At 66.6% G+C, this 19,200-nt stretch carries 14 protein-coding genes; 2 read left to right on the top strand and 12 right to left on the bottom strand.

Going from position 1 to position 19,200, the window contains the following annotated elements; translation table 11 throughout:
- Positions 1-104: 104 nt before the first annotated feature.
- The 7 genes from phoU to hexR all read right to left on the bottom strand — a co-directional run bounded on the left by phoU (position 105) and on the right by hexR (position 10,722).
- On the bottom strand, positions 105-839 hold the full coding sequence (gene phoU, locus Q0602_RS13275; RefSeq protein ID WP_295035384.1) for a phosphate signaling complex protein PhoU: 735 nt from the start codon (positions 837-839) through the stop codon (positions 105-107).
- Between the two features lie 171 nt (positions 840-1,010).
- Positions 1,011-3,239, bottom strand: a complete 2,229-nt coding sequence (gene uvrD, locus Q0602_RS13270; protein ID WP_298844059.1) for a DNA helicase II — start codon at positions 3,237-3,239, stop codon at positions 1,011-1,013.
- Between the two features lie 112 nt (positions 3,240-3,351).
- Entirely contained in the window at positions 3,352-3,960 is a 609-nt protein-coding gene (locus Q0602_RS13265) for a DUF1043 family protein (RefSeq protein ID WP_298844057.1), read from the bottom strand.
- Positions 3,961-4,244: 284 nt separating this feature from the next.
- Positions 4,245-7,544: an error-prone DNA polymerase gene (locus Q0602_RS13260; protein ID WP_298844056.1), complete on the bottom strand. Its 3,300-nt coding sequence runs from the start codon at positions 7,542-7,544 to the stop codon at positions 4,245-4,247.
- Complete coding sequence (locus tag Q0602_RS13255; protein WP_298844054.1) at positions 7,541-9,055, bottom strand: DNA polymerase Y family protein; 1,515 nt, start codon at positions 9,053-9,055, stop codon at positions 7,541-7,543. The genes Q0602_RS13260 and Q0602_RS13255 overlap by 4 nt, the downstream gene beginning before the upstream one ends.
- A 4-nt stretch (positions 9,056-9,059) precedes the next feature.
- Complete coding sequence (imuA, locus tag Q0602_RS13250; RefSeq protein ID WP_298844052.1) at positions 9,060-9,626, bottom strand: translesion DNA synthesis-associated protein ImuA; 567 nt, start codon at positions 9,624-9,626, stop codon at positions 9,060-9,062.
- A 238-nt stretch (positions 9,627-9,864) separates the two neighbouring features.
- On the bottom strand, positions 9,865-10,722 hold the full coding sequence (gene hexR / locus Q0602_RS13245) for a transcriptional regulator HexR (RefSeq protein WP_295035396.1): 858 nt from the start codon (positions 10,720-10,722) through the stop codon (positions 9,865-9,867).
- Positions 10,723-10,938: 216 nt separating this feature from the next.
- On the opposite strand from hexR, the gene Q0602_RS13240 reads away from it, so the two are divergent.
- On the top strand, positions 10,939-11,127 hold the full coding sequence (locus tag Q0602_RS13240) for a PA3496 family putative envelope integrity protein (RefSeq protein WP_295035398.1): 189 nt from the start codon (positions 10,939-10,941) through the stop codon (positions 11,125-11,127).
- Between the two features lie 156 nt (positions 11,128-11,283).
- Here the strand turns inward: Q0602_RS13240 and Q0602_RS13235 are convergent, their stop codons facing one another.
- The 5 genes from Q0602_RS13235 to Q0602_RS13215 form a co-directional block, all read right to left on the bottom strand.
- On the bottom strand, positions 11,284-12,630 hold the full coding sequence (locus Q0602_RS13235; protein ID WP_295035399.1) for a sodium-dependent transporter: 1,347 nt from the start codon (positions 12,628-12,630) through the stop codon (positions 11,284-11,286).
- A 324-nt stretch (positions 12,631-12,954) separates the two neighbouring features.
- The gene (locus Q0602_RS13230) at positions 12,955-14,781 is read right to left on the bottom strand and encodes a phosphotransferase (RefSeq protein WP_298844085.1); all 1,827 of its coding nucleotides are present in this window, start codon (positions 14,779-14,781) and stop codon (positions 12,955-12,957) included.
- Between the two features lie 4 nt (positions 14,782-14,785).
- Positions 14,786-16,483 carry a dihydrolipoyllysine-residue acetyltransferase gene (locus tag Q0602_RS13225; protein ID WP_298844050.1) on the bottom strand — a complete coding sequence of 566 codons (1,698 nt, stop codon included), beginning with the start codon at positions 16,481-16,483 and terminating at the stop codon, positions 14,786-14,788.
- Between the two features lie 13 nt (positions 16,484-16,496).
- Positions 16,497-17,474, bottom strand: coding sequence for a transketolase C-terminal domain-containing protein (locus tag Q0602_RS13220; RefSeq protein WP_295035403.1), 978 nt, complete (start codon positions 17,472-17,474; stop codon positions 16,497-16,499).
- On the bottom strand, positions 17,471-18,679 hold the full coding sequence (locus Q0602_RS13215; RefSeq protein WP_149435185.1) for a thiamine pyrophosphate-dependent dehydrogenase E1 component subunit alpha: 1,209 nt from the start codon (positions 18,677-18,679) through the stop codon (positions 17,471-17,473). Before Q0602_RS13215 ends, Q0602_RS13220 begins: the two co-directional genes overlap by 4 nt.
- Positions 18,680-18,974: 295 nt before the next feature.
- Here Q0602_RS13215 and Q0602_RS13210 point away from each other — a divergent pair.
- On the top strand, positions 18,975-19,200 hold a 226-nt coding region (locus Q0602_RS13210; RefSeq protein WP_298844047.1), incomplete at its 3' end, for an acyl-CoA dehydrogenase family protein.

The following is a 19,200-nucleotide window of genomic DNA, read 5'->3' as shown; positions in this document are numbered from 1 at the left end:
GTCGACCAGACAAAGTGTTGCGTGATCGACACGCTAACACAGTCCTTGCGGCGCGGCGTCAATCCTGACCGAGCGCGATCACCCGACGGCGAGCGGCGGGGCCTCTAGCGCTTATCGCTTCGTCCCAGGGCTTCCCGATCGAGCTCTTCCACCGCGGTATGGCGAATGTCGCGCCCCTTCACCAGGTAGATGACGTGCTCGGCCAGGTTGTCGGCGTGATCGCCGATCCGCTCCAGCGCGCGCAGTACCGTCATGACGCTCAGCACGGCACCGATGGAGCGGGAATCCTCCATCATGAAGGTCGCCAGCGACCGCATGGCGGTGGTGTACTCGCTGTCCACCGAGGCGTCTTCCTGAACCACCTTCAAGGCCAGCTCGGTATCGAAACGCGCGAAGGCGGTCAGCGAATCACGCAGCATGCTGCGCACGTGTTCACTGATGTGGCGGATCTCTACGCTGCCCTGGGGAATGCGCCCCGATTCGATCAGATCGAGCGCATTGCGCGCGATCTTGTTGGCTTCATCGCCCATCCGTTCGAGATCGTTGGTGGCCCGGATGACCGCGATGACCAGGCGCAGATCGGAGGCGGCCGGCTGGCGACGCGCCAGAATCCGCACGCACTCCTCGTCGATCTTGAGCTGCATGTCGTTGACGCTGGTATCGTTGTCGCGCACCCGGATAGCCAGTTGGCTATCGCCCTCCAGCAGCGCCGCAAGGGCTTCCTGGAGCTGCTTCTCGACCAGTCCGCCCATGGCCATCAGTTGGGTCTTGATGGTCTCGAGATCCTGGTTGTACTGCTGCGAGATGTGCTGACTGTGGGTATCGCTGGTGATATCCATGCGTGACTCCGACGGCTTGTCTGGGGGCGTTGACGTATCTGACACGGTGGCTTGGGCAGCTGAGTCTGCCATCGAGGATCTAGTTTCGATGGTCCGGACGCGACAGGCGTAGAGACACCTATGACCGTGATCATCGCACGAAATTGTTGCAACTTCGTGACGATGACGGATTCACAGCGGGGTCAGTTTGGCGAACCCCAGTACCAGCCACTTGTCTCCCTCGCCCTCGAAACTGACATGCACCCGGGCCCGCGCCCCTTCGCCCTCGGCATCGAGGATCACGCCTTCGCCGAACAGCGGATGGCTGACGCGCTGGCCGAGCGACAGCGATGGCAGATCATCGCCGCCTTCGATGCCCTGCTGGCGTGCCGGGCCAACGTCCGGCCGGGAGGTCACCGGTCGCGATATCTGGCCGCGCAGGCGCACCTCCTCGAGCAGCTCCTCGGGGACTTCCCGCAAGAACCGCGAGGGTCGCGCCATGGTCTCGCGGCCATGCAGTCGGCGAATCTCGGCATAGGTGAGATAGAGCTTGCGCATGGCGCGGGTCATGCCGACATAGCAGAGCCGGCGCTCCTCCTCGAGGCGTCCCGGCTCTTCCAGCGACATCTTGTGCGGGAACAGCCCCTCTTCGATACCCGCCACGAACACCACCGGGAATTCCAGCCCCTTGGCCGAGTGCAGCGTCATCATCTGGACGCAATCTTCGAACTCGTCGGCTTCGTGATCGCCGGCATTGAGCGCCGCCTCGGCCAGGAACGGCTCCAGCGCCGCGGCGCCTTCGCCGACTTCTTGCAGGTCGATCGGGTTGGCCTGCGCACTCTGCGAGAACGCCCGCGCCGCGTTGATCAGCTCCTCGAGGTTCTCGACCCGCGCCTGGCCCTTCTCGCCCTTCTCGCTGCGATGGTGCTCGATCAGGCCGGAGCTCTGGATGACGTGATCGATGATCTCGTAGAGCGCCATGCCGGCGGTGTCGTTGTCGAGGCGCTCGATCAGCTCGGCGAAGACGTTGAGCGCATTGCCGGCGCGGCCCTTGAGCGTGCCGTCGCTCAGGCTGTCGTGCAGCGCCTGCCACAGCGACACGTTGGTGTCGCGGGCGCGATGACGCAGGATCTCCACCGTGCGCGTTCCGATCCCGCGAGGCGGCACGTTGATCACCCGTTCCAGCGAAGCGTCGTCCTCGCGATTGAGCAGCAGCCGCAGGTAGGCCAGCGCGTTCTTGATCTCGAGGCGTTCATAGAAGCGCTGGCCGCCGTAGATGCGATACGGCACCCCGCTGCGGATCAGCGCCTCCTCGATCACCCGGGACTGGGCGTTGGAGCGGTAGAGAATCGCAATCTCGCGGCGCGCGAAGCCGTTGCGGCCCTGCTCGCCGATGGTATCGACGATGAAGCGCGCCTCGTCGAGATCATTGAAGCCGGCATAGACCGAAATCTTGTCGCCGGTGTCGCCGTCGGTCCACAGCTCCTTGCCCATGCGCCCGCTGTTGTGACTGATCAGCGCGTTGGCGGCATCCAGGATGGCGCTGGTGGAGCGATAGTTCTGCTCCAGGCGGACCGTCCGGGTATTGGCGAATTCGCTCTCGAAGCGGCGAATGTTCTCGACCTTGGCCCCGCGCCAGCCGTAGATCGACTGGTCGTCGTCGCCGACCACGATCATGGCCGCGCGGTCGGCATCCCCCTCGCCGCCGGCCAGCAGCTTGAGCCAGGCGTACTGCAGGGTGTTGGTGTCCTGGAACTCGTCGACCAGGATATGGCCGAAGCGTTCGCGATAGTGCTTGAGCAGCGCCGGCGTATCGCGCAGCAGCTCCAGGCTGCGCAGCAGCAGCTCGCCGAAGTCGACCAGTCCGCCGCGCTCGCAGGTCAACTGGTAGAGCTCGTAGAGCTCTACCATCTTGGCCATGTACGGGTCTCCATGGGTCGCCACCTGCTGCGGACGCAGCCCCTCCTCCTTGCAGCCACCGATGAAATACTGCACCTGCTTGGGCGGATAGCGCTCGTCGTCGACGTTGTGGTCCCGCAGCAGGCGCTTGACCAGCCGCAGCTGGTCGTCGCTGTCGATGATCTGGAAATGCTGGGGCAGACGGGCATCGTGCCAGTGGGTGCGCAGCAGGCGGTGGGCGATGGAGTGGAAGGTGCCGACCCACATGTTGCGCAGCGTCGCGCCCTGCAGCGCCTCGAGACGCGTCCGCATCTCGCGGGCGGCCTTGTTGGTGAAGGTCACCGCCAGAATGGCGTAGGGAGATACGCCCTCGGCCTGCATCAGCCAGGCGATCCGGTGCACCAGCACCCGGGTCTTGCCCGAGCCGGCACCGGCCAGCACCAGCATGTTGCCGGGCGGCGCAGCGACGGCCTCGCGCTGATTGGCGTTGAGGGAGTCGATTAGTGGCGAGACATCATCCATTGGGAACCGTGCGGGGCCTGCTGCTGGAAATAGAGAAGAGCGCGCCAGCTTAACATAGCCGGCCCGCTCCACCTGACATGACGCCCGCGACGGCTGACTGGCGCGGGTAAGGTCAGCGCTTCTGCGCCGTGGCGGCATCCTCGGCGGCGGCGCGGATCGCCGCGTCCTGCGGGCGCGCGGACGCGGATGACGCCGCCCCGGAGCCAGCGGCACCGATCGCCGAGGGGGACGCGGAGGATTTCGCCGCCGCGCCGGACGCCGTGGCCGCCGTGGCCGAGGACGTCTTTGCTGGACCCGTTGCCCGGGAAGCCGATGCGGGAGAAGCGTTGGAGGTCGCCGCTGTCGCTGTCTCGCGGTTTTCGTCGGCAGTCGAGGTATCGCGCTCCTCGCCGTCGGTCGGCCTCTCCTGGGTGATTGCCTCGGGCTTGGGCGGCGGCTCGATCACCGTCTCGTGATGCATGTCGGCGAGCTTCTCGGCCCCCTTGGCGACGTGGTGATACATCTCGCGGTAGTCCTCCACCATGCGGGTCATGGTCGCGGAGACCTGCTCGAAATGCTCGCGCACGTCCTCCTTGTAGGCGGTGTGTTCGCGGTTGAGTTCGCGCATCGGTTCGGTGTTGTGGCCACCCATCTTGGTACCCAGCCAGTAGCCGACCAATACGCCAACGGCGCCCACGGCTACCGCGATGGCAATCCAGGGCCCTACGCCAATGCTCTCCATAAATCAGCCGCCTCTTATGATTGAAAGACAATTCAAGTGATTGAAAGACAAACGTCATCATCGGTCTTTGCCGCACCATGATTGAAGACAGGTCGCGCGGCGGGTTGGTTCAATACCCAATCCCAGTTCAGCACCTAACCATAGTTCAGCCCCGCTCGGCCAGTGGCTCGCGACTCGCCGGCCCCCGTTTCGGTTGACACTCACTGTCGCTCCAGGGCGGCCTGAAGCCGGTCGTGACGTTTTACGCTTTCCTTTCGCTCGTAGCTCGTAGCTCGTAGCTCGGATCAGTGAAAATCCCGGCTGCGCGTACTCAGCCCCTCAAGCAGGCCGGTAAGGTCGACCAGACGTTTGGCGATGATATGACGCACGCCCTCCTGGCTCTCCAGCCTGCCGGTCACCCGCAGCAGTCGGGATTCGAGCAGGATACGGCGATAGCGCACGGCCAGCCGCGGCCAGACCACGACATTGACCATGCCGAATTCGTCCTCGAGGGTGAGAAAAGTCACCCCTTTGGCGGAACCGGGACGCTGCCGCCCGACCACCAGCCCGGCGATCGCCACGCCGATGTCGCTCGGTAGCTCGGTGAGGCGTTTCGAATCCACCACGCCGCCCAGACCGCGGGAACCCTCCGCGCGGTAGCGCTGGCGCAGCAGCGACATCGGATGCGGCCCCAGCGTGGTGCCGAGCGCGGCGTAGTCCGCCTTGATCGCCTCGCCGACCTCGATGGCCGGTAGCGCGAGCGTCTCCTCTTCGCTATCGACCTCGGCACCATCTTGGGAGAACAGTGGCAGCGAAGCCTCGATCCCGGCCGTGGCCCAGCGCGCCCGATGACGATCTCCGGCCAACCCTTCCAGCGCGCCGGCGTCGGCGAGCCGCGAGAGCACCGCCCGCCTGACCCCGGATCGCGCCGCCAGGCGTTCGACGCTATCGCAGCCGGGCGTGTCGCGCGCCGCCAGCAGCCGTTGGCCGTCGCTCCCGGCCAGGCCCTTGATCATGTGCAGCCCGAGCCGGATCGCCAACCTGCCGGTGCTGGTAGGGGCAACCTCCAGCATGCTCTCCCACTGGCTGACTCGGATATCGACCGGGCGCACTTCGACGCCGTGGCGGCGGGCGTCCTGCAGCACCTGGTCCGGCGAATAGAAGCCCATCGGCCAGCTGTTGATCAGGGCGCAGGCGAAGATCGCCGGCTCGTGACACTTGAACCAGCAGCTGGCGTAGGTGAGCAGGGCGAAGCTGGCGGCGTGGGATTCGGGAAAGCCGTAGCTGCCGAAGCCCTTGATCTGCTCGAAGATGCGCTCGGCGAAGCTCAGCTCGTAGCCGCGCTCGAGCATGCCCTCGACGATCCGCTGGCGATGGGGCTCGAGCCCGCCGTGGCGCTTCCACGCCGCCATCGACCGGCGCAGCTGATCGGCCTCGCCGGGGCTGTAACCCGCCGCTTCCACCGCCAGTGCCATCACCTGTTCCTGGAACAGCGGTACGCCCAGGGTGCGTTCGAAGGCGTCCTTGAATGCCTGTGACGGATAGGTGATCGGCTCCTCGCCGTTACGCCGCCTGAGGTAGGGGTGGACCATGTCGCCCTGGATCGGCCCGGGGCGCACGATCGCCACTTCGATCACCAGGTCGTAGAACTTGGCCGGCCTGAGCCGCGGCAGCATCGCCATCTGCGCGCGGGATTCGATCTGGAACACGCCGATGGTGTCGGCGCGCTGGATCATGGCGTAGGTCTCGCCGCACTCCTTGGGAATCGTCGCCAGCTCGTAGTCGAGTCCGCGATGCCGGCGCAGCAGGTCCAGGCTTCGCCGCAGCACCGTCAGCATGCCCAGCGACAGCACGTCGACCTTGAGCAGGCCGACCAGGTCGAGATCGTCCTTGTCCCACTGGATCACGGTGCGCTCCGGCATGGCGGCGTTTTCCACCGGCACCAGCGTCTGCAGCGGCGCATCCGAAATCACGAAGCCCCCCGGATGCTGGGAGAGATGGCGCGGAAAGCCGATGAGCGTGCCGGCCAGCACCAGCAGCCGTTGCAGCGCCGGCTCGTCGGGCTCGAAGCCCTGCTCGCGCAGCCGCGTCTCGTCGGGTATGTGATCGGTCCAGCGCCCGGCACAGCGGGCCAGCCGATCGATCCGCTCCGGTGCGAAACCCAGCGCCCGGCCGATATCCCGTATCGCCCCGGCGGCATGGTAATGGCTGACCACGGCGGTCAGCGCCGCCCGGTGCCGCCCGTAGCGGCGGAAAACGTACTGGATCACCTCTTCGCGGCGCTCGTGTTCGAAATCGACATCGATATCCGGCGGTTCGTCGCGCTCGCGGGAGATGAAGCGCTCGAACAGCAGCGCCGTGTGCGACGGATCGATCTCGGTGATCCCCAGCGCGTAGCAGACCGCCGAGTTGGCCGCCGAGCCGCGCCCCTGGCACAGGATCTGCTGCCGCCGCGCGAAGTCGACGATGTCGTGCACGGTGAGGAAATAGTGCTCGTAGCCGAGCTCCTCGATCAGCGTGAGCTCATGGTCGATCTGCCGGGCGACCTTCTCCGGCGCGCCATCCGGCCAGCGTCGTTGGCAGCCTTGAGCCGTCAGCTCGCGCAGCCATTCGGCCGGCGTCTTGCCGGCCGGCACCACCTCGTGAGGATAGGTGTAGCGAAGCTCGCCGAGATCGAACCGGCAGCGCGCCGCCAAGGCCACGCTCTCGGCCATCAGCCCGGCGGGATAGATCGCGGACAGCGCGTCGCGGCTGCGCAGATGGCGCTCGCCATTGGCAAACAGGATATCGCCCGCCTCGAACACGCTGTGGTGATGGCGAATGGCGGTCAGGCAGTCCTGCAGTGCCCGCCGGCCCCGCGCGTGCATGTGGACGTCCCCCGTCGCCACTGCCGGAATGTCCAGCGACGCGGCCAGGGCCTGCAGTCGGGCCAGGCGCGCCGCGTTGTCGCAGCCCTGCTCGAAGCCGTAGTGCAGCTCCACCGCCAGCCACAGCCGGTGGGGAAAGAGGCGGGCCAGCCGCTCGCCCACCTTATGATCACCCACCTCGCGATCCGGCACGGCACCGGGGATCCACAGCGCGAACAGGCCGTCACCGCCATCGAGTTCGTCGAGATCCGTTGCGAGCAGCCGATATTCGCCCTTGGGCGCGCGGCCGCGAACGCGGGTGATCAAGCCACATAGCGCCTCGTAGCCACGCCGGTTCTCCACCAGCAGCACCAGCTTGATGCCGCATTCGGTACGAAACTCCGCGCCGACGATCAGGTCGATGCCGTACTCACGCGCCGCCTGCCAGCCGCGCACGATGCCGGCCAGCGTGGCTTCGTCGGTGATCGCCAGGGCACGATAGCCGTGCCGGGCCGCGCGCTCGAACAGTTCATCCGCGGTGGAGGCACCGCGCTGGAAGCTGAACGCGGAGAGGCAGTGCAGCTCGGCGTAGGGGTCTTTAAAGGCGCCCGCACCCGCGCCGATTCTACAGGCGCCCGCACCCGCGCCTATTGGCTCTCGGGCCCCCGAATCCGCGTCGATCCTACAGGCGTCCGAAGCGGCAGCGTCGGGCCGCGATAAGGCGGCAGCGTCGGGCCGCGATGAAAAGCCATCGTTCATCCGAACCACCCGTGCAGATACCAACCCTGTCGCCCCGGCTCGCACCAGACCCAGGCGTGGCGACCATCGACCCACTGGGCCAGGTAGTAGTCGCGCCGGATGTCGCCACCGTCCCACCAGCCGCTCTCGATGCGCTCCGGCCCTGCCAGCAGTTGCACTACGTCGCCGTCGCAGCGCTGCGGCGCAGGGACGAGCCAGCCGGGACGCGACGGGCCGGCGCTGGCATCGCGCGCCCGTGGCCCGGCACCGTTCAGCACCGCCATCTCCGGGCGATGCTCGCGATGTTCGACCAGCGGCCTGAGCGCCGATTCTCCCAGCCGGGCCACCAGACGCTGGTGCAGTGCCGCCCAGGCCTGGGCCTGACGCGCCGGCCCCTCCAGCAACTCCCGTCGTGTCGGCGCATAGTCGGAGAGCCGAGGCGCGAAGAGCGTCAGCGAGAGCACGGGGCCTTCGAGACGCACGCGCTCCAGGTGGGCACGGGCCAGCTCGAGCAACGTGTCAGGGTCGCGCTGTACCGCCAGCAGCCCGATCCCGACATGCTGCACGCTACCCCCCTCCAGGCCGAACTGCAGACGAAACCGCTCGACACCGGCATCCTGGCCGACCAGGAACACGCTCAGTTCCTGCAACAGGCGCTTTAGCGGGAAGGCCAGGCCAGCAATGGCATGCACCGGCTGATCGAATTCGAAGGTGCGGGAAAACCGCGGCGTCGGGCGGTGGTAATCCAGCGCCAGCGGCCACTCTCCACGCAGTTCGCCCAGGTGGCGCATCAGGCCGCCACCGAAACGTCGGGCCAGGGCGCTGCGCGGCAGGGCGAACAGCTCGCCCAGGCGCTGGAAACCGCTGCGATTCAGGGTCTGCACGATGTCACGGTCGGAATCGATGCCCGCCAACCCCGCCCGATCGAGACGCAGCGTTGCCAACGCCGACTCCAGCCCGTTCTCGTCCACCGCCAGCCCGTCATGGACGTTGACCAGTACCCGTGCTGCCGCCGGGTTGGGGGCGATCACCAGTCGATGCGAAAAGCCGAGCTCGCCGAGTTCCCCGCGCAGACGCGCCTCCAGCCGTGGCCAGGGGCCGAGCAGATCGAGACTGCTGGCGACCTCGAACACCAGCGCATGCGGGTAGTGAAGGCTGACCTGGGCGCTGAAACCGTAGGCCCAGGTCGCCAGCCGTCGGCGCCAGCGCTCGACGGACTCGGCATCGAACGGCGCCGTCTCGAGCCGCTGACTCGAACCGGATCGAGACCCCCTATCTGGCGCGGAGTTGGGCGCCTTGGAAAGCGGCGCGGCGTCGGGCGCCTTAAAAAGCGGCGCGTTACACAGCGCTTCGGCGAAGCCCAGCGCCTGCCCAGGCCTGACACCACGCTCCCGGGCGGCGCGATTGGCGGCGCGGATGCACTGGCGCTGCACCGGCCCGTCGATCAGTGCGAACGGAGCCTCGGGGTCGGGGCGGCGGCGTAATGCGCCCTCCAGCGCCAGGCGCGGAAACAGCAGGCAGACCCAGCGCATGGCGTCACGCCCCGCCGCCGAAGGCGATCCGTCGCGAGGGCGCAAGGCCGCCGCGACACTTGAGGACCTCCAGCTCGGCATGCCGGTGCAACCGCAGCCGCAGCGGCGCCGGCGATGCCTCGGCCACTTTCGCCAGCGGCCGATGCACGAAGGCCAGCGTATCTCCGCTTGCCGCCGCCACTTGCAACCGGCGCATGAGACGGCCATCGGCCTGCGCCAGCCAGGCTACGACCGCGCCACAACAGCCGGCGCGCAGGCACTGCTCCGTCGCCCAGAGCGCCTCGCGTCCCTGCACGTCGAGCCAGTGACACTGCTCCAGCACCACTCCCGCCCGCCGCCACGCCGCCGGGTACGGCGCCCCCGGCGGCGAGACCAGCACTATCGGCCGGCCTTGCCGTGTCAGGCGCGAGAGCACCGGCCACAGCAGGGCCAGCTCCCCGTTGCCGGCGCCGCTCGACAGCAGCTCGCTGATCGCGGCCGGTGGCCAGCCACCGCCCGGCAGGAGCGCATCGAGCGGCGTGGCCGCTGGCAATCGCCTCGCCTCGATCGCCAGCGGTATTGGTCTGGGCACGCCAGACCTGGCGGCTGTCGAGCAGGGTCTCCAGGCTGCTCATCGGCCGGCCTCCTTGGCGAGGGGTGGCAGCGGTAGCCATCGAAAACAGCAGGAAGCGAGTGACGACATGGCGGTGCTCGGGAGAGTTGAATCATTGCCACCAGTGTCACTCAGAACACGGATACTGTCTATATATACAGTATTCGAGACGTAAAAAAACGCCACCTCAAGCGACGTTTTCCAGGATGCGAGCGGCTCAGGAGACGCTGTTGGAAACCCTCAGAGACCCCAGGCTGCGCTTGATCGCCTTGAGCTGATCGGTGATCTGCGGCCCGCGGTTCTTGGCCACGCCGACGGCGAGCACGTCGATGGTCAACAGGTGGGCGATGCGCGAGGTCATCGGAATGTAGACCTCGGTATCTTCCTGGACATCCACCGGCAACGACAGGGTCACCTCGCGGGCCAGCGGCGAATCGCTGGGGCACAGGCCAATCACGGTGGCACCGGCCTTGACGGCAGTCTTGGCGCTGGCGATCAACGCCCGGGTGCGGCCGGTCTGGGAGATCGCCACCACCACATCGCCCGCCTTCAGGGTGGCGGCGGACATCGCCTGCATGTGCGGGTCGGCGTAGGCGGAAGTCTGGATCTGGAGGCGGAAGAACTTGTGCTGGGCGTCGGCCGCGACCACCCCCGAGGCGCCGTAACCGTAGAACTCGACCCGATTAGCGACCGCCAGTGCGGCGATCGCCTTGCCCAGCGCCTCGTTGTCCAGGCCGTCACGGACCCGCTCCAGCGTCTCGATGGTGCTGTCGAAGATGCCATGGGAGAACTCGGCCACGCTATCGCCATCGTTCATGGTGAACTGGGCGTACTGGCTGCCCTTGGCCATCATCTGCGCCAGCTTCAGCTTGAACTCCTGGAACCCGGCCATGCCCATGGCGCGACAGAAGCGCACCACCGTGGGCTCGCTGACCTGCGCCTCGCTGGCCAGATCGGTGATCCGCATCAGGATCACCTCTTCCGGATTGCGCAGCACGAACCGCGCCACCTTCTGCTCGGAGCGACGCAGACGATCCATGTGAACGCGCAATTCATCGAACAGCGAACGGCTCATGGCTGGCCCTCGAATGGCGACATCAGGCGGTCTCGCTTCTCTGGGTTTCGATCGAAAGTTCGAAACCTAGTATGCCCGAGTCGGGCTGGCGGAACACGCCGGCACGGCGCGTTGAAAGCATGAAAAAAGTGGATCGTCATTATCTTGTAAAGTTGAGTATAGTATGCATGTCGGGCGCAAAACCGACAGTTCCGAGGATGCCAGGAGATTCGATCAATGAAGGACATCGAACATCTTCACACCCTGAAGAGCGAAATTCTCGATATTTTCATGACGTTGGAAGTCAACGAGCACGAGCGGCGCAAGCGCAGGGCAGCCGTGCGTTACCTCAAGGCCCGGCGTGGCATCGAGCAGCGCCAGGAGAAGCGCCAGTTGGCGGAAGAGATCGCAGAATTACCTGAATAGCTGCCCGGATAGCATCCGGTCGACGGCGCCCCTGCCCCAACGATCAGCGGCCGTTGTCCTCGGACAACGGCCGCTGCCTGCCCCGCCGGAACCCTCGCCGACGGGGAAGTTCCCATCACGCCCCGAAGCACGCCCCGAGACGTGACGGAGGGTCCGCTACAGGCTGTTGAAGAACACCACGATCACGCCGATGGGGGCGACATAACGCGATACGTAGTGCCATACCACCCGTCCTTTCGGACCCAGGCCCAGCTCCTGCTTGACGTCGTCGCTGTCCAGGAACCAGGCGGTGAAGACGATCGCGGCCAGCCCCGTCAGCGGCAGCATCAGCTTGCTGGTGAGCGCGTCGAGCAGGTCGAAGACGTTGAAGCCGAACGGCTGGAACCCTGACCAGACGTTGAACGCCAGCAGCGCGGCAATACCCAGCGCCCAGGTCGACAGCGCCGCAACGAAAGCCGAGGCAACGCGCGACAGCCGGGTACGCTCCTCCAGAAATTCCGTCACCGGCTCCAGCAGCGAGATCGCCGAGGTGATCGCGGCCACGGTCAGCAGCGCGAAGAAAATCGTACCGAACGCCAACCCCCAGGGCATGTCGATGAAGGCCAGCGGCAGGGTCACGAACAGCAGCCCCGGCCCGGCACTCGGATCCAGGCCGTTGGCGAACACCACCGGAAAGATCGCCATGCCGGCGCCGAGCGCGATGACCGTATCCAGGATCACCACGGTGCGCGCGGTCTTGATCAGATCGACCTCCTGACCCAGGTAGGAGCCGTAGGCCATCATGATCCCCATGCCCAGCGACAGGGTGAAGAAGGCGTGGCCCAGCGCCGCGAGGATGACGCCGCCGTTGAGCTTGCTCCAGTCCGGCGAGAACATGAACTCGGCCGCCTGGCCAAAGCCCGAGGTGGACATGCCGAAGCCGATCAGCACGACCAGCGCCACGATCAACAACGGCATCAGCCACTTGGCCGCGCGCTCCAGGCCCCCCTTGACGCCGCCAGCGACGATGCCGAAGGTCAGCAGCATGAACAGCGTGTGCCAGAACAGCAGCGTGCCCGGCTGGCCCAGCAGGGTGGTGAAGTAGTCACCCACGCTGACGCCGCTGGAGTTACCGAGGTCGCCGGTCAGCGTGCTCCAGGTGTAGTTGAGCGACCAGCCGCCCACCACGCTGTAGAAAGAGAGAATCAGGAACGAGCCCAGCACGCCGGCGATCCCCACCAGCACCCAGTCCGGCGAGAGCTTCGAGTCGCGGCCGAGCTTCTGCATGGTGTTGACCGGGTTGGACTGCCCGCGGCGGCCCAGCAGCCACTCGGAGACCAGGATCGGCAGCCCGATCAGCGCGATGCAGGCCAGGTAGACGAGCACGAAGACCGCACCGCCGCTGTCGCCCACCATGTAGGGGAATTTCCAGATGTTGCCGAGCCCCACGGCCGAACCGGTCGCTGCCAGAACGAAGGCCGTGCGGGAGGACCACTGCGCATGGGTATGGGATTGTTTGGCCATGAATTCACCATCAGTATTGCTGTTGTCGGAATACCGCCCCTTCGGGAGGCCGGACCCTGTGTCGTTTTTGAAGCCTGGGAGCGTCTCCGGCTGTTTAGCTTCGGCGGCAGGTTCGGGCCGCTTGAAAGCTGTGGCGGCAGCTTCGGGCCGCTTGAAAGCTGTGGCGGCAGCTTCGGGCCGCTTGAAAGAGAAACGCGCGAATTATAACGACTCGAACCCGTTTCTTCCCTTTTTCCTCCTGGAATTCGTCCAAAAGAGGTGTAAAGCGTCCCGAAAACGCAAAGATTGCGCAGAATGCACCATATCCGCCGCCGGGCGGAGGATTCACTCCCCGCTATTTGCAAGCCGCGTTCGGTGCGCAAAATGCCGCGTGTTCTTGTAGGGCATCTTCATGTAGCCGGAAACGCCGAGACCGTCGATCTGCGGCACCGCCGCCAGCAGCGTCTCCAGGCAGTCGCGGAACTCCTCCTCCCGGGCCGGATCGAGCAGGCGGTAGTAGCTGTGGATCTTCAGGTGGGTCGGCAGCGCCTCGAAGATGATCATCCCGGTGTGATGGATGGCGTTGAGTCGCGACAGCGCCTCGATCATCACCGGCGGTAGCCGCAGGAACTCCTCGGGATCCGGACCGTCCTCGAAGTAGGAGTGCTCGCGACTGGCGTCTTCCAGTTCCGGCGTCGGGCTGACCTCGTAGGGAATCGCGCAGGTCGTGTCGGGCACGAACGGCCGCGAGGCATCGTCGCGGTCGACGTGCAGGGTGCGCCGGGCGTTGAACAGGCACGCCTTGAACACACCGTCGCGGCGGCGGATCGCCCGGGCCAGGGTGACCATGTTGTTCACCGCCGCGACGAAGGCCTTCCGGAGCGACGGCTCGTTGAGGCTCAGGGTCGTGTCGAACTCGACGCCGGCGTCGCTCCAGCGTACCGCCAGACCGCCCACCACCGGATACTTTCCCAGCCTGCCCACCGCCACCAGGAACGCTTTCTCGAGATCGCCCATGCCCTGCATGAAGTGCTTGTAGTAGCGATCGAGCTGGACGTCGTTGACCACGCTCAGGGTGTCGTTGCGCTCGTCGTCCTGGCGGTGGTCGTCACGCAGGAACGCCTTGCGCGAGCTGTAGACGACCGTCTCGATCTCCTGCTCCAGCGAGCGCACCCACACCGGCACCAGCGGGGTTTCCGGCGATGCCTCGGTCTCCCGCAGGATCGTGCGGGCAATCCGCGGCATGTGCTGGAGAAAGTAGTCCCCGGCCCGGCGACGCAGCGCGGGATCCTCGCTCAGCATCGCATCCAGCACCCGGGCGAACTCGATCGGCAGCCCCAGCGAAGTGGCCGGGATCGTCTCGCGGCCGAAGCGGCTGGACTGCGCGGTGGCGAGCGCATAGAGGGTCGCGGCGGCACCCTGCTCGTCGAAGCGCGGCGACGACAGCGCGCCCTCGAGCTGCTCCCCGCCGATGTAGTAGACATCACCCATGCGGGCGTTGGTGTGCTGCAGATCGGCGGACATCAGCTCCATCACGTTGCGCGACAGGAACTGGCCCTCGGCATCGAGCTGGGCAAAGACCGACGAGCCCCAGTCGATCAGCGCGATCTGCTCGGTTCGCGCATCGAACATCAGGTTCGAGGGCTTGATATCCCCGTGCACCACGAGTCGCCCCTCGGCGGACTCGCGGCGCAGCGTGCGCAGGATGTCCGCCAGCTGCGCCGCGATCTTGATCACCAGGCGCGGCGCCAGACGACCTTCGCGCAGCGAGAACTCCTCCAGGTTGATACCCGGCGCGCGCGCCATCACCAGCATCGCCTGATGGCGCAGGGTGCGGTAGGCGATCAGTTTGGGAACGCGGGGATGATCCACCTGCTCGAGCATGAACGCCTCCTCCTCGAGGCGCTCGTGGAACGACTGCGGCAGGTTCTGGCGGGTGAACTTGAACACGTGGCTGTCGCCGGCGCCATCGATACCCGCGAAGACGAAGCCGTAGGCCCCCTTGCCGACCAGCTCGACCTCGCGATAGCCGACCTGGGCGAGCTGGCGGCGGCAGCGCCCGATCCACTCGCGCAGCTGCCGCGCCTGGCTCTGGCTGAGCAGATAGACCGACTGCTCCTCGGGGATATAGAACTGCTGCAGCTCCGTGGGCTTGTGTCCGGACGTCGCCATGAGATCAGCGCAGGTCGGCAAGCATGGTTTCCGGCGCCTCCAGATACCCCTTCCAGCGATTGCAGAAACGCGCCATGGTGCCGCCATCTAGCACGCGGTGGTCGCCGGACCAGGTCACGGTCATGATCGAGCGCGCTACCACCCGCCCCTCGGCATCGAAGCGCGGCAGCCGCTGGACGCGGCCGAGGGCGACGATCGCCACCTCCGGCGCGTTGATGATCGGCATGGCATGGGTGCCGCCCAGCACGCCGATGTTGGAGATGCTGATGGTGCCGCCCTTGAGATCGGCCGGTTCGACCCGTCCGTCGCGAGCGGCCCGGGTCAGGCGCTCCACCTCGCTCGCCACTTCGCGCAGGCTAAGCCGCTCGACATGCTTGACGTTGGGCACCAGCAGGCCGCTGGCGCTGTCCACCGCCATGCCGACATGGCAGCCGTCCTGGTAGTGGATGGCATCGGCTGCCGCATTGAGCCGGCAGTTGAGCAAGGGAAACTCCGTCACCGCCAGGGCCAGCGCCTTCATCAGCAGCGGCATCAGCGTCAGCCGCTCGTCGCGCGCCTCGAAATCGCCCTTCAGGCGCTCCCGCAACGCCAGCAGCTCGGTGACGTCGAACTCGTCGCCGTAGGCAAAATGCGGAATCGTCGACGCCGCTTCGCTCATCCGCCTGGCCATCACGGCACGTACGCCGCGAAGCGGCTCGACGCGTTCGCCGCTGGAGGCAGCATCGGCAGCCGTCGTGAGCCGATGGTCCGCCGCTTCGGCCTTCCTGGGGCGCTGCTCCTGCTTTTCCTGTTGCTGCCGAAACGCCAGCACATCCTCCTTGAGGACCCGGCCATCCTTGCCGCTACCGGGAATCTCCTCGAGACGGACCCCGAGCTCGCGCACCCGCCGGCGTACCGCCGGGCTGGCGGGGATGCGTCTCCGGCCGGCGTCATCCCGCGCCGAGCGGGCGGCTGACCGCGACTCGGCCCCGCTATCCACGCGATGAGCCGGGGCCGGGTGGGGCTCGGCGTGGGTTTCACGTGGAACAGTGCCGGTCGCCATGGCGTCGGTATCGCTGCATTCGTCAGTGCTGCCGCTGGCCTGGGGCACGTACGCGAACAGCGGCGAGTGCACCCTGGCAACCTCGTCGAGCTGGCAATACCGCCGCACCAGCCGCCCCGTCTCCGGGGCGGTGATCTCCATCACCGCCTTGTCGGTGCTGACCTCGACCACCGGCTGATCCTCGGCGATCTCGTCGCCCTCCTCGACACGCCAGGCCACCACCTCGCACTCGACGATCCCTTCGCCCAGGTCGGGGAGTATAAAATCCTTCGACGCCACCGATTCCGTCTCCCCGGCTTCCGGCCCGGGCGGCTGCGGGGCTTCGTCTTCGGGCGTGGCGGCGATCGGTTCGGGTGGTCGAGCGTCGTGGTCGGATCGGGAGTCATGGTTGGATCGAGCGCCAGCGTCGGACCGGGCGCGCTCGTCGACGCTCTCGATGGCGAACAGCGGCGCGTGGACCCGGGCCGTCTCCCCCTCGCGGACATAGAGCCGCGTGACGCGCCCGGCCTCGGGAGCGGGGATCTCCACCAGGGCCTTGTCGGTGGTCACCTCGGCGACAGGCTGGTCCTCGGCGATGGTATCGCCCTCGCTGACCAGCCACTTCACCACTTCGCACTCGACGATGCCTTCGCCGATATCGGGCAGCAGGAAATCGCTCATCTCGCCTCCTCTCCTAGAAATCCATCGTGCGGTGGATGGCGTCGAGCACCTTCAACGGCCCCGGCATGTACTCTTTCTCGAGCGTCAGCGGGAACGGCGTGTCGAGCCCGGTGACGCGCTCGATCGGCGACTCCAGATAGAGGAAACAGCGGTTCTGGATGGTGGCGGCGACCTCGGCGGCGAATCCGCCGGTCAGCGGCGCCTCGTGACTGACGATCAGCCGCCCGGTCTTGAGCACCGATTCGACCACGGTCTCGACATCCCACGGCACGATGGTGCGAAGATCGATCAGCTCGCAGGAGACGCCCTCCTTCCCGGCCATTTCGGCGGCCTGTTCGATCACCTCCATCTGCGCCCCCCAGGCCAGCAGCGTGATGTCGCTGCCCTCCTGGACCACCTCCGCCTGGCGCAGCGGCAATTCGTAATCGTCGTCGGGCACCTCGCCCACCGACGCACGATAGAGGCGCTTGGGCTCGAAGAAGAGCACCGGGTCCGGCGAACGGATCGAGGCCAGCAACAGCCCCTTGGCCTGGTGCGGATTGCGCGGCACCACCACCGTCAGCCCCGGCGTGTGGGCGAAATAGGCCTCCGGCGACTGCGAATGGTAGTGGCCACCGGCAATCCCGCCGCCGTAGGGGGCGCGCACGGTCAGGCCGCCGACATCGAACAGGCTGCCGGAGCGGTAGCGGAACTTGGCGGTCTCGTTCACCAGCTGATCGAAGGCGGGGAAGATGTAGTCGGCAAACTGGATCTCGGCCACCGGCACCGAGCCCTGGGCGGCCAGACCGTTGGCGAAGCCGACGATACCCTGCTCCACCAGCGGGGTGTTGAAGCAGCGCTCGCGGCCGTACTTCTCCTGCAGGTGGCTGGTGGCGCGGAACACGCCGCCGAACACCCCCACATCCTCGCCGAAGCAGAGCACCCGGTCATCCGAGGCCATGGCGGTATCCAGCGCGTTGTTGACGGCCTGGAGCAGATTCATCCGACTCATGCCTGGCCCTCCTTCTCGGTGCTGTCATCCAGCCACGGCGCACTCCTGGGATAGGCCTCGGGGTGACGGACGATATGCGCTTTCAACGTCTCGAGCTGCTCGCGCAGCAGCGGGGGAGTCTCGGCGTAGACATCGCTGATCAGCGTGGCCAGCGCCGGTGGGCGGCGCTTCTCGGCCTGCTTCATGCCGTCGAGCACCTCACGGCGCAGCGACTCGGTCAGCTCGCGCTCTTCGTCCTCGGTCCACCAGCCACGATCGATCAGCCAACGCTGCATCCGGCGCAGCGGATCCTTCTTGTGCCACGCCTCCTCCTCCTTCTTGCTGCGATAGCCGGACGGGTCGTCGGAGGAGGAGTGAGCCGCCAGCCGATAGGTCATCGCCTCGATCAGCACCGGTTCGTTGTGCTCCACCGCCAGCCGCCGGGCCTCGCGGGTCGCTTCGAATACCGCCAGGATGTCGTTGCCATCGACCCGGATCGACTGCATGCGATAGCCGAAGGCGCGGGCAGCGACCCCGTCGCCGGCAAACTGCTCGGTGACCGGGGTCGAGATGGCGTAGCCGTTGTTGCGGCACAGGAAGATCACCGGCACCTTGTGCACCGAGGCCATGTTGAGCGCGGCATGGAAATCCCCTTCCGAGGCCGCGCCCTCGCCGAAGATCGCCAGCGTGCAGTGGCCCTGGCCGGCCAGCTTCTGACCGTAGGCGTAGCCAGTGGCCTGGGGAATCTGGGTCGCCAGCGGCGAGGAGATCGTCAGGTAGTGGAGATCCCGCGAGCCGTAGTGGATCGGCATCTGGCGACCGTGAGCGGTATCGCGCTCGTTGCCGAACAGCTGGTTCATGAACTCGTCGGTAGTGAAGCCGCGATAGGCCAGCGCTCCCTGCTCGCGGTACTGGGCCATGATCATGTCGGCGTCGTCCAGCGCCGCCGTACTGCCGACCACCGCGGCCTCCTCGCCGGTGCACTGCATGTAGAAACTGAGCCGCCCCTGTCGCTGGGCCGCCATCATGCGCTCGTCGAGCACGCGGGTGTAGAGCATGGCGCGGTAGACGCGCCGCGCGGTCGCTTCGTCGAGCGTCGGCTTGCCCGCCCCGGCATAAGCGGTGCCATCCGGCTTGAGCAGCGTGAATACGGGAATCTGGATATCGTCGCCATTGGCAAAGACCGGCTTGTGGACGGGTTTTGCCGTGGATCGGGTCGTCTTCATGTGACGCTTCCTGGGCCGAGAATTCGGAACGCCTTATGAGCGGCTCTCAACACATGACCTTGACGTTAATGTCAACTAGTCGCCATCCTACCTTGGTCGTTTAGCACTAGGTCCTATTGTCCCGCCCCGGAGGGCATCGCTAGAACAGAGCAACGAGGCGTACCGGCTACCCGATCCGGCACGCCAAACGCCTTGTCAGGCACATCGACGCCGCGGCGCCCTGCATGCCTCGCGGGCCCACTCGCCCGCGCAGTCTCGTCTCTCCGGCGCGGCCACCGAGGGAATTCCGTTACCCATGGACTTCGAACTCAACGACGACCAGCAGGCCTACCGGGAAGCGGCGCGCCAGTTCGCGCGCCGCGAGCTGGCGCCCTACGCCGCCGAATGGGATGCCCAAAGCATCTTTCCGGTGGAGACGATACGCCAGGCCGGCGAACTCGGCTTTTGCGGCCTGTACACCCCGGAGGCCGCCGGCGGGCTGGGCCTGAGCCGGCTCGATTCGACCCTGATCATCGAGGAGC

Origin of the sequence: uncultured Salinicola sp. (genome assembly GCF_937921195.1) — a bacterium.
Lineage (GTDB): Bacteria > Pseudomonadota > Gammaproteobacteria > Pseudomonadales > Halomonadaceae > Salinicola.
This window is presented reverse-complemented; position numbering and strand designations above follow the sequence as displayed.

What these genes read in the sequence shown, in the direction of transcription:
- Q0602_RS13220 (WP_295035403.1), bottom strand. Translation starts at nt 17,474, where the DNA reads ATGAGTCGGATGAATCTGCTCCAGGCCGTCAACAACGCGCTGGATACC.
- Q0602_RS13230 (WP_298844085.1), bottom strand. Translation starts at nt 14,781, where the DNA reads ATGGCGACGTCCGGACACAAGCCCACGGAGCTGCAGCAGTTCTATATC.
- Q0602_RS13265 (WP_298844057.1), bottom strand. Translation starts at nt 3,960, where the DNA reads ATGGAGAGCATTGGCGTAGGGCCCTGGATTGCCATCGCGGTAGCCGTG.
- phoU (WP_295035384.1), bottom strand. Translation starts at nt 839, where the DNA reads ATGGATATCACCAGCGATACCCACAGTCAGCACATCTCGCAGCAGTAC.
- Q0602_RS13240 (WP_295035398.1), top strand. Translation starts at nt 10,939, where the DNA reads ATGAAGGACATCGAACATCTTCACACCCTGAAGAGCGAAATTCTCGAT.
- Q0602_RS13215 (WP_149435185.1), bottom strand. Translation starts at nt 18,679, where the DNA reads ATGAAGACGACCCGATCCACGGCAAAACCCGTCCACAAGCCGGTCTTT.
- Q0602_RS13235 (WP_295035399.1), bottom strand. Translation starts at nt 12,630, where the DNA reads ATGGCCAAACAATCCCATACCCATGCGCAGTGGTCCTCCCGCACGGCC.
- Q0602_RS13225 (WP_298844050.1), bottom strand. Translation starts at nt 16,483, where the DNA reads ATGAGCGATTTCCTGCTGCCCGATATCGGCGAAGGCATCGTCGAGTGC.
- Q0602_RS13260 (WP_298844056.1), bottom strand. Translation starts at nt 7,544, where the DNA reads ATGAACGATGGCTTTTCATCGCGGCCCGACGCTGCCGCCTTATCGCGG.
- Q0602_RS13255 (WP_298844054.1), bottom strand. Translation starts at nt 9,055, where the DNA reads ATGCGCTGGGTCTGCCTGCTGTTTCCGCGCCTGGCGCTGGAGGGCGCA.
- hexR (WP_295035396.1), bottom strand. Translation starts at nt 10,722, where the DNA reads ATGAGCCGTTCGCTGTTCGATGAATTGCGCGTTCACATGGATCGTCTG.
- uvrD (WP_298844059.1), bottom strand. Translation starts at nt 3,239, where the DNA reads ATGGATGATGTCTCGCCACTAATCGACTCCCTCAACGCCAATCAGCGC.